Here is a 13,788-nt window from a genome sequence, read left to right as displayed (position 1 = left end):
TCTCCTTGCGCAGGCCTCGTCCGATGGCCGAAACCATCGCAAGCGCGACCATGCGGGGGGTATACTTCGAGGCTTTCTGTCGAAGCCCAGCACAGGTGAAATTTTGAGCCAGACTACGCCTGCCGTGCGCACCTTCCAAGACCTGATCCTCGCCCTGCAAAGCTACTGGGCCGAGCAGGGTTGCGTGGTCCTGCAGCCCTATGACATGGAAATGGGCGCCGGTACATTCCACACCGCCACCTTCCTGCGCGCCATCGGTCCCGAGACCTGGAACGCCGCCTATGTTCAGCCTTCGCGCCGCCCGGCCGATGGCCGCTATGGCGAGAACCCCAACCGCCTGCAGCACTACTACCAGTTCCAGGTGGTGCTCAAGCCCAACCCGGACAACATCCAGGACCTGTACCTGGAGTCGCTGCGCCGCATCGGCGTCGACACCTCGGTGCACGACGTACGCTTCGTCGAGGACAACTGGGAATCGCCAACCCTGGGCGCCTGGGGTCTGGGCTGGGAAGTCTGGCTCAACGGCATGGAAGTCACCCAGTTCACCTACTTCCAGCAGGTCGGCGGCGTGGAGTGCTACCCGGTCACCGGCGAGATCACCTACGGTCTCGAGCGCCTGGCCATGTACCTGCAGGGCGTCGACTCGGTCTACGACCTGATCTGGGCTGATGGCCCGTTCGGCACCGTGACCTACGGCGATGTGTTCCACCAGAACGAGGTGGAGCAGTCGACCTACAACTTCGAGCACGCCAATGTGCCGAAGCTGTTCGAACTCTTCGATTTCTACGAGAGCGAGGCCAACCGTCTGATGGCTGCCGAGCTGCCGCTGCCGGCCTACGAAATGGTGGTCAAGGCGTCGCACACCTTCAACCTGCTCGATGCCCGCCGTGCCATTTCGGTCACCGCGCGCCAGCAATACATCCTGCGCGTGCGCAGCCTGGCCCGCTCGATCGCCCAGAGCTACCTGCTGGCCCGGGCCAAACTCGGCTTCCCCATGGCCACCCCCGAACTGCGTGACGAAGTGCTGGCCAAGCTGGAGGCTGCAGAATGAGTGCACTGGATTTCCTCGTCGAACTGGGTACCGAAGAACTGCCACCGAAGGCGCTCGCCAAGCTGGCCGAAGCTTTCTGCGCCGGTATCGAGAAGGGCCTGAAGGACGCCGGCCTGGACTTCGTGAAAGCCCAGGCCTACGCCGCGCCGCGCCGCCTGGCGGTGCTGGTCGAGCAGCTGGCGACTCAGCAGCCTGATCGCAGCATCAACCTCGACGGCCCCCCGATGCAGGCCGCCTTCGACGCCGACGGTGAGCCGACCCAGGCTGCCCTGGGCTTTGCCCGCAAGTGTGGCGTCGACCTCGCCGAGATCGATCGCAGCGGGCCGAAGCTCAAGTTCAGCCGTACCATCGAGGGCCAACCGGCTGCCGAACTGCTGCCGGGTATCGTCGCGACCTCGCTGAACGATCTGCCGATCCCTAAGCGCATGCGCTGGGCCGCACGCAAGGAAGAGTTCGTCCGTCCGACCCAGTGGCTGGTGATGCTCTTCGGCGAGCAGGTCATCGATTGCGAGATCCTCGCCCAGCGCGCCGGACGCGAATCCCGCGGCCACCGCTTCCACAGCCCGGGCCAGGTGCATATTTCCAAGCCTTCCAGCTATCTGGAAGACCTGCGTGGCGCCCATGTGATCGCCGACTTCGTCGAGCGCCGCGAGCTGATCGCCAAGCGCGTCGAGCAGCTGGCTGCCGAGCAGAACGGTACGGCCATCGTGCCGCCGGCGCTGCTCGATGAAGTGACCGCGCTGGTCGAGTGGCCGGTGCCGCTGGTCTGCTCGTTCGAGGAACGCTTCCTCGAAGTGCCGCAGGAAGCGCTGATCACCACCATGCAGGACAACCAGAAGTACTTCTGCCTGCTGGACGCCAACGGCAGGCTGCTGCCGCGCTTCATCACCGTGGCGAACATCGAATCGAAGGACCCGGCGCAGATCGTTTCCGGCAACGAGAAAGTCGTACGCCCGCGCCTGACCGACGCCGAGTTCTTCTTCAAGCAGGACAAGAAGCAGAAGCTCGACAGCTTCAACGAACGCCTGAAAAACGTGGTATTCCAGGCCCAGCTCGGCACCGTGTACGACAAGGCCGAGCGCGTCTCGCGCCTGGCCGGGCTGATCGCCGAGCGTACCGGCGGCGACAAGCAGCGCGCCGCGCGCGCCGGCCTGCTCTGTAAGTGCGACCTGGCCACCGAGATGGTTGGCGAGTTTCCGGAAATGCAGGGCGTTGCCGGTTACTACTACGCGCTCAACGACGGCGAGCCGGAAGATGTGGCGCTGGCGCTGAACGAGCAGTACATGCCGCGCGGTGCCGGCGGCGAGCTGCCGAGCACACTCACCGGTGCTGCTGTGGCGGTCGCGGACAAGCTCGACACCCTGGTCGGGATCTTCGGCATCGGCATGCTGCCGACCGGCTCCAAGGATCCCTACGCCCTGCGCCGCGCCGCCCTTGGCGTGCTGCGCATCCTCATCGAGAAGCAGCTGGACCTGAATCTGGTCGAGGCAGTGAACTTCGCCATCGGCCAGTTCGGTACGCAGGTCAAGTCGGCCGGCCTCGCCGATCAGGTCCTGGAGTTCATCTTCGATCGCCTGCGTGCGCGCTACGAGGACGAAGGCGTCGACGTCGCTGCCTACCTCTCGGTGCGTGCCGTGCAGCCTGGTTCGGCGCTGGACTTCGACCAGCGCGTGCAGGCCGTGCAGGCGTTCCGCACATTGCCGGAAGCGGCGTCCCTGGCTGCCGCCAACAAGCGCGTCTCCAACCTGCTGAGCAAGTTCGATGCGAAGCTGCCGGAAGCGGTAGAGCCACGCTGGTTCGACAACGCCACCGAGTTCTCGCTGTACTCGGCGATTCAGCAGGCCGAGCAGGCGGTACAACCGTTGGCCGCCGCGCGTCAGTACCGCGAAGCGCTGGAGCGTTTGGCGCACCTGCGTGGCCCGGTGGATGCCTTCTTCGAGGCGGTGCTGGTAAATGCCGAAGACGCTTCGGTACGTGCCAACCGTTATGCCTTGCTGGCCCGGCTGAGAGGACTGTTCCTTGGCGTTGCCGATATTTCCGCACTTGGCTAAGCCCGTGAAGCTGATCGTGCTGGACCGCGATGGGGTAATCAACGAGGACTCCGACAAGTACGTGAAGTCGATGGAGGAGTGGATCCCCATTCCCGGGTCGCTGGAAGCCATCGCGCGGCTGTGCAAAGCCGGCTGGACGGTGGCGGTTGCCACCAACCAGTCCGGTGTCGCGCGCGGCAAGTTCGATCTGAGCACCCTCGGCGACATGCATTTCAAGATGCAGCAGCTGGTGATGGAGCAGGGCGGGCGCATCGACCTGATCGTGCACTGCCCACACGGCCCGGACGACGGCTGCAACTGCCGCAAGCCGAAGCCTGGAATGTTCCGCAGCATCGCCGAGCATTTCGGCCTGGCGGACCTGAAGGGTGTACCGGTGGTAGGCGACAGTCACCGCGATCTACACGCCGGCATGCTGCTCGGCGGCGTGCCTTATCTGGTCAGGACCGGCAAAGGTCTGCGCACCCTGGAGGGTGCTCTGCCGCCGGGCACTCAGGTCTTCGATGACCTTGCCGCTGTTGTCGATCATCTACTCGAGAGTTCTCGATGAGCCTCCTGTTACCCGTTCGTATCGCCCTGTTCTACTTCATGCTGGCGTTCACCGCGTTCGCCTGGTGCCTGGTGAGTCTGGTGTTCGCCCCGTTCATGGCGTTCCGCGCGCGCTATCGCTTCGTGGTACAGAACTGGTGTCGCTGCGCCGTGTGGTTGGGCAAGACGCTGGTTGGCCTGCGCTACGAGGTGCATGGCGCGGAAAATGTGCCGGCGCGTCCCTGCGTGATCCTGGCCAAGCACCAGAGCACCTGGGAAACCTTCTTTCTCTCGGCCTATTTCGAGCCGCTGACTCAGGTGCTCAAGCGTGAGTTGTTGCGCGTGCCGTTCTTCGGCTGGGCGATCATGCTGCTCAAGCCGATCGCCATTGATCGCGACAACCCCAAGGCGGCGCTGCGCCAGGTCGCCAAGCAGGGTCACGAGCGTCTGGAGCAGGGCGCCTGGGTGCTGATATTCCCGGAAGGCACCCGCGTACCAGTGGGTGAGCAGGGCAAGTTCTCCCGCAGCGGCGCGGCCCTGGCAGTCAACGCCGGTCTGCCAGTGCTGCCCATCGCGCACAACGCCGGCATGTTCTGGCCGAAGGCCGGTTGGGGCAAGCGTCCCGGCACTATCCAGGTGGTGATCGGCCCAGCCATGTTCGCCGACAGCGAGAGCCCGCGGGCCATCGCCGAGCTCAATCAACGCGCCGAAGATTGGATCAACGCGCAAGTCAGCCAGCTCGAAGCTCAGGGTCGCCCGACCCTCTGATCACTACGCTGAGGCAGGGCAGGGACGCGCGCCTCAGCTTCACGAGTCCCTCTATGCAGCAAATACCCAACCACCAGCTGGTCGCAGAATGGCTGCGCCTGCTGGACGGCTATCCTACCGAAGCGGCTATCGCACTGCAGGCCGTTGCCGAAGAAAAGAGCGCCGAGCTGGCCGAGCATTTCTATTCCCAGATGCTTGCCGATCCCCATTCGGCCAGCTTCCTGTCCCACGATCAGGTGAAGAACCGCCTCGGCAAATCGATGCAGAAGTGGATCGTTACGGTATGTTCGTCGACGGCCCATAGCGACCTCGACGCCGTCATCGACCTGCAGCGAAAGGTCGGCGACATCCACGCCCGCATCGAGATTCCGGTCAGCCTGGTGCTGCGCGGCTCCCGCTCGCTCAAGGGCCGCCTGCGCCAGTTGCTGGAACAGCGAGATCTCGCCGAGCCAGTGCGACGCAAAGCGGCCAGCATGGGTTCCGACCTGATCGACTTGGCGGTGGAGATCATCTGCTTCGCCTATTCCCAGTCTCACGATCGCAACTCCCGCGCCGAGGAGGCCTATCGGCTGTTCTCCGTCTCGCAGAACATCGGCGTCGAAAAAGAGCGACAGCGCGCGGCACTGCTTGATTGGGAGAATCAGCTGATGTTCGACCTGGCGATCGGCAACCTGACCGGCGCGCTGCCGCAACTGGCGGGTTCCGAGTTCGGCCTGTGGTTCCGCCACAAGGCCTCCCACGCGTTCCAGGGTTCACCGGAAAGCGCCAGTATCCTCGACTATATCGAGCGCATCGATCAGGAGCTCAAAGCCATTGGCGGGCTGCAGGACGCCAGTGCGCGGCTGGGCAAGCTGCATCAGATCCGCGAACAGACCCGCTCGATCAAGTTTTTGCTCGACAGCCTGTTCGAACAGGCCAACGACCTGGAGGCCGGCCGAGACGTGCTGACGCGGCTACTCAACCGCAAGTTCCTGCCGGTGGTGATGGCCAAGGAAGTGCTTTACGCGCGCCAGTCGAACAACACCTTCGGCGTGCTCGCCATCGATGTCGACCACTTCAAGCGCATCAACGACACCCATGGCCATGACGGCGGTGACCAGATTCTGCAGCAGGTCGGTGCGCTGCTGGCCAGCAACACCCGCGGTGGCGACTATGCGTTCCGCCTGGGCGGCGAAGAGTTCCTGCTGGTACTAGTGGACATAGATGCCAACAAGGCGTTTGCCGCGGCAGAGAAGTTGCGCGAGCGCATCGCCCGTGAGCAGTTCCGTCTATCCAATGGAGCAGTTCTGCAGGTCACCGTCAGCATCGGTATGGCAGTGCATGACGGCCATCCGGATTACGAACGTCTGCTGCAACAAGCCGATCAGGCGCTGTATCAGGCAAAACACGAAGGGCGCAATCGCTGCGTGCTTCACAGTCCGGCGCTCGCCTAGCAAACGGCACGCAATGAAAAAGGGGAGCAACCTCGCGGCTGCTCCCCTTCTTTATTGCGCTTCGATTCAGGCCGGCGCCGACGACCGGATCAGGTGATCGAAGGCGCTCAGCGAGGCCTTGGCGCCTTCACCGACGGCGATCACGATCTGCTTGTACGGCACCGTGGTCACGTCGCCGGCGGCGAACACGCCGGGGATGCTGGTCTGGCCCTTGGCGTCGACGATGATCTCGCCGAAGCGTGACAGCTCCAGGGTGCCCTTGAGCCATTCGCTGTTGGGCAGCAGGCCGATCTGCACGAAGATGCCTTCCAGCTCGACGCTGTGCATTTCTTCGCTGCTGCGGTCCTTGTAGACCAGGCCGGTGACCTTCTGGCCGTCGCCCTTGACCTCGGTGGTCTGCGCCATCTTCAGCACGCGGACGTTGGGCAGGCTGTTGAGCTTGCGCTGCAGCACGGCATCGGCACGCAGTTCTTCGCCAAACTCGAGCAGGGTCACATGAGCGACGATACCGGCCAGGTCGATGGCCGCTTCGACACCAGAGTTGCCGCCGCCAATCACCGCCACGCGCTTGCCCTTGAACAGCGGGCCGTCGCAGTGCGGGCAATAGGCGACGCCACGGCCGCGGTATTCCTGCTCGCCGGGCACGTTCATTTCGCGCCAGCGCGCGCCGGTGGCGAGGATCAGGGTCTTGGCCTTGAGCTCGCCGCCGTTCTCGAACTGCACGCGGTGCAGGCCGTCGTCGCCGGCCGGGATCAACTGGCTGGCGCGCTGCAGGTTCATGATGTCGACCTCGTACTCGCGCACATGCTCTTCCAGCGCGCGGGCCAGTTTCGGGCCTTCGGTTTCCTTCACCGAGATGAAGTTCTCGATGGCCATGGTGTCGAGCACCTGACCGCCGAAGCGCTCGGCGGCGACACCGGTGCGGATGCCCTTGCGCGCCGCGTAGATCGCCGCTGCGGCGCCGGCCGGGCCACCGCCGACCACCAGCACGTCGAAGGCGTCCTTGGCCTTGAGCTTCTCGGCGTCACGGGCGCTGGAGCCGGTATCGAGCTTGGCGAGGATCTCTTCCTCACTCATGCGACCCTGGGTGAACAGCTCGCCGTTGAGGTAGATGCTCGGCACCGACATGATCTGACGGGCTTCGACTTCGTCTTGGAACAGTGCGCCGTCGATGGCGACGTGCTTGATGTTCGGGTTGAGCACCGCCATCAGGTTCAGCGCCTGGACCACGTCCGGGCAGTTCTGGCAGGACAGCGAGAAGTAGGTTTCGAAGCTGTAGTCGCCATCCAGCGCCCTGATCTGCTCGATCACTTCCGGTGCAGTCTTCGACGGATGACCGCCGACCTGCAGCAGGGCCAGGACCAGCGAGGTGAATTCGTGACCCATAGGGATGCCGGCAAAACGCAGGCTGATGTTGCCGCCGATGCGGTTGAGCGAGAACGACGGCTTGCGCGCATCGTTGCCATCGGTCTTGAGGGTGATCTTGTCGCTGAGCTCGACGATGTCCTGCAGCAGGCTCAGCATTTCCCGGGATTTCTCGCCGTCATCGAGGGACGCGACGATCTCGAAGGGCTGGGTGACCTTCTCCAGGTAGGCTTTCAACTGAGTCTTGAGATTGGTGTCCAACATTGGCAACTGTCCTCGTGAACTATGGTGGCCCGGAGGGCTCGGTAAGGTGATGAATCTCGAATGAAGCAACCTTACGCCGGAAGGGGTCTATTTCGAAATTGATTAAAACAGTCAGTTCGATTTAGACAACCTATCCCTAAAAACAAAAACCCCGACCTTGTGAGTCGGGGTTGTGTTTTGTTGCCTTGGTCTGGAACGGCGGCGAGCGAATCGAATCAGAAGTCCAGATTAGACACTGCCAGAGCGTTGGTTTCGATGAAGTCGCGACGCGGTTCAACTGCATCGCCCATCAGGGTATTGAAGATCTGATCTGCACCAATGGCATCTTCGATCGTCACTTTCAACATGCGCCGTACGTTTGGATCCATGGTGGTTTCCCACAGTTGATCCGGGTTCATCTCGCCCAGTCCCTTGTATCGCTGAACGCTGTGGCGGCGCGTGCCTTCGGTCATCAACCATTCCAGCGCTTGCTTGAAGGTGGATACCTGCTTTTTGCGCTCACCGCGCTGAACATAGGCTCCCTCTTCGAGCAGGCTGTTCAGCTTCTCACCGAGAGCAGTTACCGTCCGGTAATCGTTGCTGGCGAAGAAATCACGGTTGAAGGTGATGTAGCTGGCCAGGCCGTGGGAGCTAATCTCGACTTCCGGTAGCCACAGGTGGCGCTCTTTGTCTTCACGCAAGCTGACGTTGTAGATCAAACCGGAGCGTTCACCGACCTTGAGTTGCGCGCTGTACTGCTCCAGCCAGGCCTGCATCGCGGTGTGATCGGCCAACTGCTCTACTGAAACACGCGGCAGGTAGATGAAGTGTTCAGTCAACTCCAACGGATACAGACGCGATAGGCGCTGCAGAGTTTTCATCACCGTACGGTAATCGTTGACCAGCTTCTCCAGCGCTCCACCAGAAAGGCCTGGGGCATGCTCATTGACGTGCAGGCTGGCGTCTTCCAGGGCCGACTGGGTGAGGTATTCCTCCATCGCCTCGTCGTCCTTGATGTACTGCTCCTGCTTGCCACGCTTGACCTTATAGAGCGGCGGCTGGGCGATATATACATAGCCGCGCTCGATCAGCTCAGGCAGCTGACGGAAGAAGAAGGTCAACAGCAGCGTCCGGATGTGCGAACCGTCGACGTCGGCGTCGGTCATGATGATGATGTTGTGATAGCGCAGCTTGTCGATGTTGTACTCTTCACGCCCGATACCACAGCCCAGAGCAGTAATCAGGGTGCCCACTTCCTGGGATGAGATCATCTTGTCGAAACGCGCCTTCTCGACGTTAAGGATCTTGCCCTTGAGCGGCAAAATTGCTTGAGTCTTGCGGTTACGACCTTGCTTGGCCGAGCCACCCGCAGAATCACCCTCCACTATGTAGAGTTCGGAAAGCGCGGGATCCTTTTCCTGGCAGTCAGCAAGTTTGCCCGGCAGGCCGGCGATATCCAGAGCGCCTTTACGACGGGTCATTTCCCGAGCCTTGCGCGCAGCCTCGCGAGCACGGGCGGCGTCGATCATCTTGCCGACCACGGCCTTGGCCTCGCCCGGATGCTCGAGGAGGAAATCACCGAAGTACTTGCCCATCTCCTGTTCCACGGCCGTTTTCACTTCCGAGGAAACCAGTTTGTCCTTGGTCTGCGAGCTGAACTTAGGATCCGGAACCTTCACCGAAATGATCGCAGTCAGGCCTTCGCGGGCATCGTCGCCGGTAGTGGCGATCTTGTGCTTCTTGGCCAGGCCTTCCTGCTCAATGTAGGAATTCAAGTTTCGCGTCAGCGCGGAGCGGAAGCCGGCCAGGTGAGTACCGCCGTCACGCTGAGGAATATTGTTGGTAAAGCAGAGAATGTTCTCGTTAAAGCTGTCGTTCCACTGCAGCGCCACCTCGACACCAACGCCGTCGTCACGCTGAACGTTGAAGTGAAACACCTCGTTGACGGGGGTTTTGTTTGTGTTCAGGTAAGCAACGAACGCGCTCAGACCGCCCTCGTACTTGAACAGCTCTTCCTTGGCGGTACGCTCGTCCCGCAGGACGATACCGACACCCGAGTTCAGGAATGACAGTTCGCGCAGACGCTTGGCCAGAATATCCCAGCTGAAATGGATGTTCTGGAAGGTCTCGGACGACGGCTTGAAGTGAATCTGTGTACCCGAGGTATCAGTTTCACCTACCGGAGCCAAAGGTGCCTGGGGCACGCCATGGCGGTAGAGCTGTTCCCAGACCTTGCCCTCGCGGCGGATGGTCAGCATCAACTCCTCGGACAGCGCGTTGACCACCGAAACACCCACGCCGTGGAGTCCACCGGATACCTTGTAGGAGTTGTCATCGAACTTACCGCCGGCGTGCAACACGGTCATGATGACCTCTGCCGCCGAAACACCTTCCTCATGGATATCCACCGGAATGCCGCGACCGTTGTCGCGAACGGTGATGGATTCATCGGTATGGATGGTGATGGAGATGTCGCTGCAATGCCCGGCCAGCGCTTCGTCGATCGAGTTATCGACGACCTCGAAGACCATGTGATGCAAACCGGTGCCGTCGTCGGTATCGCCGATGTACATGCCAGGGCGCTTGCGCACTGCATCAAGGCCTTTGAGTACCTTGATGCTCGACGAATCGTACGTGTGGTTTTCGCTCATGCCTTCACTCCCGAGGGGCCGTGGATCTGGGTAATTTGCCCATGTTCCACGTGAAACATTGAGACTGGCGTCTGTTCATGCCAGCCTTCTTGCAAAATGGATGAATCTACGCAGGTGATAAACACCTGACAGTTAAGTTGCTCAAGCAACTTGCACAGCGCCAACCTATGTTGGGCGTCCAGTTCGGACGGCAGGTCGTCGACAAGATAGATGCACTGACCGCGCTTGGTTTCGCTAACCAGATGGCCCTGAGCAATACGCAATGCACACACCACCAATTTCTGCTGGCCGCGCGATAGCACTTCAGCCGCGTTGTGATTGCCAACCTTCAATCGCAGATCCGCACGCTGCGGCCCGGATTGGGTGTGCCCTAATGACCTATCCCGTTCCAGCGAAGACACCAGCACATCAGTCAAGGAGCGGTCTTTATCCCAGCCCCTGTAATAACTCAGCTTCAGGCCGTCCAAGTCGAGCAAGGCCGCGAGGGTCGATTCAAATACAGGTTTAAGTGCCTGAATATAGGCCCGTCGATATCCGTCAATTTCATCACTTGCCAGCGTCAGTTCCCGGCTCCAGGCCGCATCCGAAGCGCCGTCCAGTGTACCATGCCGCAGCCACGAGTTCCGTTGCCGGAGCGCCTGCTGCATGCGTAGCCAGGCTGGCATGAACCGATGTTCCACGTGGAACACGCCCCAATCAAGAAACTGCCTACGTAATTTCGGTGCGCCTTCGAGAAGGCGGAAACTATCTGGATTGATCAGTTGCAAAGGCAGCGTATCGGCAAGCTCCGCGGCTGACCTGACCCCCTGTCCATCGATACGGATCCGGACGTCACCGCTACGATCCCGGGAAACCCCCAACGCACGACTGTGCTGATCTGGCAGATCAACTTGACCAAAAACTGTGCACGCTGATTGTTCATAGGTGATGACGGGGTTCAGCCGAACGCTACGAAACGAGCGCGCCAGCCCGAGCAGGTGAATGGCTTCGAGCAGGCTGGTTTTTCCGCTACCGTTATCGCCGAAGAGGATGTTGATTCGAGAGGAGGGAGATAACGTCACCGGGTGCAGATTGCGGACCCCGGTGACGGAAAGGCGACTGAGGGACATGAAGCTGGTTTACAGACGCATCGGCATCACGACATATGCGGAATCATCGTTATCGAATTCCTGAACCAGAGCACTGCTGTTCGCGTCAGACAGAATCAGACGCACCTGTTCGGTGGTCATCACGCCCAGCACATCGAGCAGATAGCTGACGTTGAAACCGATCTCCAACGAACTGCCGTTGTAGTCGACCGCAACCTCTTCCTCAGCTTCTTCCTGTTCGGGGTTGTTCGCCTGAATCTTCAACAGCCCACTTTCCAGCTGCAGACGAATGCCGCGGTACTTTTCGTTGGAGAGAATCGCCGTGCGACTGAACGCTTCACGCAGCAACTGACGATCTCCCACCACTAGCTTGTCACCACCACGCGGCAGCACGCGCTCATAGTCCGGGAACTTGCCGTCCACCAGCTTGGAGGTGAAGGTGAACTCGCCAGTGGTGGCGCGAATATGGTGCTGGCCCAGAACGATGCTGACCTCGGCGTCCTGATCGTTGAGCAGCCGCGCGAGCTCGAGGATACCCTTACGCGGCACGATGACCTGATGCCGATCGGGTTGCTCGATCCCCGCCTGCATCGAGCACATCGCCAGGCGGTGGCCGTCCGTCGCTACGGCGCGCAGCATTCCGCTTGAAACTTCGATGAGCATACCGTTGAGGTAGTAGCGAACGTCCTGCTGCGCCATGGCAAAGCTGCTGCGCTCGATCAGCTTGCGCAGCTTGCCCTGTTCGACGGTGAAGGAAAGCGAACCTGGACCTTCTTCAACCGTAGGGAAGTCATTGGCCGGCAAAGTTGAAAGGGTAAAGCGGCTGCGCCCGGACTTGATAACAACCTTCTGATCATCGAGACGGATATTGATCAGCGCATCGCTCGGCAGGCTCTTGCAAATGTCCATGAGTTTGCGCGCCGGAACGGTGATCTCGCCTGGCTCGGCGGCCTCTTCAAGGGCAACACGGCCGACCAGTTCGACTTCGAGATCGGTACCGGTCAGCGACAATTGCTGTCCTTGCACCACAAGCAGTACGTTGGACAGCACCGGCAAGGTCTGACGGCGCTCAACGACGCCAGCAACCAGCTGCAGGGGTTTCAACAGGGCTTCGCGCTGAATGGAGAAATGCATGGTCTGGTCCCTTGCCTATAGATTAGGTCGCACTCAGGTTGTCAAAGTTCGCAGCAAATTCTTGTAATCTTCACGTATATCCGCGTCAGTTTCCCGTAGTTCGGCGATTTTACGGCAAGCATGCAGAACCGTGGTGTGATCCCGCCCACCGAACGCGTCGCCAATCTCAGGGAGGCTGTGGTTGGTCAGCTCCTTGGACAGGGCCATGGCCACCTGCCGCGGTCGGGCGACCGATCGCGATCGCCGCTTCGACAGCAAGTCGGAGATCTTGATCTTGTAGTATTCGGCCACGGTGCGCTGGATATTGTCGACGCTGACCAGTTTATCCTGCAACGCCAGCAAGTCCTTCAGCGATTCGCGAATCAGTTCAATCGTGATATCGCGCCCCATGAAGTGAGCATGGGCGATGACCCGCTTCAGCGCTCCTTCGAGTTCACGGACGTTCGAACGGATCCGCTGGGCAATGAAGAAAGCCGCGTCGTGGGGCAGGTCCACCTTCGCCTGGTCCGCCTTCTTCATCAGGATCGCTACACGAGTCTCAAGCTCGGGCGGCTCGACGGCAACGGTCAGCCCCCAGCCAAAACGCGATTTCAGACGTTCCTCAAGGCCGTCGATTTCCTTGGGATAGCGGTCACTGGTGAGGATGACCTGCTGGCCACCTTCGAGCAGCGCGTTGAAGGTGTGAAAGAACTCTTCTTGCGAACGCTCTTTTTTGGCGAAGAATTGGATATCGTCGATCAGTAGTGCATCGACCGAGCGATAGAAGCGCTTGAACTCGTTGATGGCATTGAGCTGCAGTGCCTTGACCATATCGGCCACGAAGCGCTCGGAGTGCAGGTAAACCACTTTGGCGTTGGGGTTCTTCTTCAGCAGGTGATTACCCACTGCATGCATCAGGTGAGTCTTACCCAGGCCAACACCGCCGTACAGAAAAAGCGGGTTGTAGCCATGCTTGGGATTGTCGGCAACCTGCCAGGCAGCGGCTCGCGCCAACTGGTTGGATTTGCCCTCGACGAAATTTTCGAAGGTAAAGGTCCGGTTCAGGTAGCTGGTGTGCTTGAGCCCACCCTCGACCTGCACGGTACGCTCGACACGCGGCTGCTCGGGTTCACTGGTGTCAGCCGACAACGGCTCGAAGCGTGGCGCCTGCATGGCCGGCGCAGGAGCGCTTACTGCCATTGGCTGTGGCTGAGCACGTGCAGCAGCAGCCGAAGGAAGAGCGGCGGATGACGTCCGTTTACTGCCTATAAGGAGAGAAAGCGCCGGTGCGATTCCGCTTGAACGCTCCGACAGCAGTTCCAACAATCGGGAAAGGTACTTTTCGTTGACCCAGTCGAGCACGAAGCGATTGGGCGCATAGACGCGCAGCTCATCACCATCGCCTTCCACCTGTAGTGGACGAATCCATGTGTTGAATTGCTGAGCAGGCAGTTCATCGCGCAAAAGCTCAACACACTGCTGCCAAAGTTCCACCGACAC

10 protein-coding genes are annotated in these 13,788 nt (G+C 60.7%); 5 read left to right on the top strand and 5 right to left on the bottom strand.

Annotated elements, in window-relative coordinates:
* Positions 1-103 precede the first annotated feature (103 nt).
* From glyQ to LW136_RS00030, 5 genes are read left to right on the top strand one after another with little or no spacing between them, the layout of a single operon-like run.
* Positions 104-1,051, top strand: coding sequence for a glycine--tRNA ligase subunit alpha (glyQ, locus tag LW136_RS00050; RefSeq protein ID WP_003284253.1), 948 nt, complete (start codon positions 104-106; stop codon positions 1,049-1,051).
* Entirely contained in the window at positions 1,048-3,102 is a 2,055-nt protein-coding gene (gene glyS / locus LW136_RS00045; RefSeq protein ID WP_104098668.1) for a glycine--tRNA ligase subunit beta, read from the top strand. The genes glyQ and glyS overlap by 4 nt, the downstream gene beginning before the upstream one ends.
* Before the next feature lie 4 nt (positions 3,103-3,106).
* On the top strand, positions 3,107-3,649 hold the full coding sequence (gene gmhB / locus LW136_RS00040; RefSeq protein WP_234175300.1) for a D-glycero-beta-D-manno-heptose 1,7-bisphosphate 7-phosphatase: 543 nt from the start codon (positions 3,107-3,109) through the stop codon (positions 3,647-3,649).
* Complete coding sequence (locus tag LW136_RS00035) at positions 3,646-4,395, top strand: lysophospholipid acyltransferase family protein (RefSeq protein WP_014818493.1); 750 nt, start codon at positions 3,646-3,648, stop codon at positions 4,393-4,395. The genes gmhB and LW136_RS00035 overlap by 4 nt, the downstream gene beginning before the upstream one ends.
* A 53-nt stretch (positions 4,396-4,448) precedes the next feature.
* Complete coding sequence (locus tag LW136_RS00030) at positions 4,449-5,828, top strand: GGDEF domain-containing protein (RefSeq protein WP_234174315.1); 1,380 nt, start codon at positions 4,449-4,451, stop codon at positions 5,826-5,828.
* 66 nt (positions 5,829-5,894) lie between these two features.
* Here the strand turns inward: LW136_RS00030 and ahpF are convergent, their stop codons facing one another.
* From ahpF to dnaA, 5 genes are all read right to left on the bottom strand, one after another.
* Entirely contained in the window at positions 5,895-7,457 is a 1,563-nt protein-coding gene (ahpF, locus tag LW136_RS00025) for an alkyl hydroperoxide reductase subunit F (protein ID WP_234174314.1), read from the bottom strand.
* A gap of 215 nt (positions 7,458-7,672) precedes the next feature.
* Entirely contained in the window at positions 7,673-10,087 is a 2,415-nt protein-coding gene (gene gyrB / locus LW136_RS00020) for a DNA topoisomerase (ATP-hydrolyzing) subunit B (protein ID WP_023446448.1), read from the bottom strand.
* Positions 10,084-11,196 carry a DNA replication/repair protein RecF gene (gene recF / locus LW136_RS00015; RefSeq protein WP_234174313.1) on the bottom strand — a complete coding sequence of 371 codons (1,113 nt, stop codon included), beginning with the start codon at positions 11,194-11,196 and terminating at the stop codon, positions 10,084-10,086. Before recF ends, gyrB begins: the two co-directional genes overlap by 4 nt.
* Positions 11,197-11,205: 9 nt before the next feature.
* Positions 11,206-12,309, bottom strand: coding sequence for a DNA polymerase III subunit beta (dnaN, locus tag LW136_RS00010; protein WP_014818479.1), 1,104 nt, complete (start codon positions 12,307-12,309; stop codon positions 11,206-11,208).
* A gap of 33 nt (positions 12,310-12,342) precedes the next feature.
* Positions 12,343-13,788, bottom strand: a complete 1,446-nt coding sequence (gene dnaA / locus LW136_RS00005; protein ID WP_045666536.1) for a chromosomal replication initiator protein DnaA — start codon at positions 13,786-13,788, stop codon at positions 12,343-12,345.

The organism is Stutzerimonas kunmingensis, from assembly GCF_021432085.1.
Taxonomy (GTDB): domain Bacteria; phylum Pseudomonadota; class Gammaproteobacteria; order Pseudomonadales; family Pseudomonadaceae; genus Stutzerimonas.
This window is presented reverse-complemented; position numbering and strand designations above follow the sequence as displayed.

Excerpts from the sequence above, each read along its gene's own strand:
- LW136_RS00030 (WP_234174315.1), top strand. The coding sequence starts at position 4,449 with ATGCAGCAAATACCCAACCACCAGCTGGTCGCAGAATGGCTGCGCCTG.
- gyrB (WP_023446448.1), bottom strand. The coding sequence starts at position 10,087 with ATGAGCGAAAACCACACGTACGATTCGTCGAGCATCAAGGTACTCAAA.
- recF (WP_234174313.1), bottom strand. The coding sequence starts at position 11,196 with ATGTCCCTCAGTCGCCTTTCCGTCACCGGGGTCCGCAATCTGCACCCG.
- LW136_RS00035 (WP_014818493.1), top strand. The coding sequence starts at position 3,646 with ATGAGCCTCCTGTTACCCGTTCGTATCGCCCTGTTCTACTTCATGCTG.
- dnaN (WP_014818479.1), bottom strand. The coding sequence starts at position 12,309 with ATGCATTTCTCCATTCAGCGCGAAGCCCTGTTGAAACCCCTGCAGCTG.
- glyS (WP_104098668.1), top strand. The coding sequence starts at position 1,048 with ATGAGTGCACTGGATTTCCTCGTCGAACTGGGTACCGAAGAACTGCCA.
- ahpF (WP_234174314.1), bottom strand. The coding sequence starts at position 7,457 with ATGTTGGACACCAATCTCAAGACTCAGTTGAAAGCCTACCTGGAGAAG.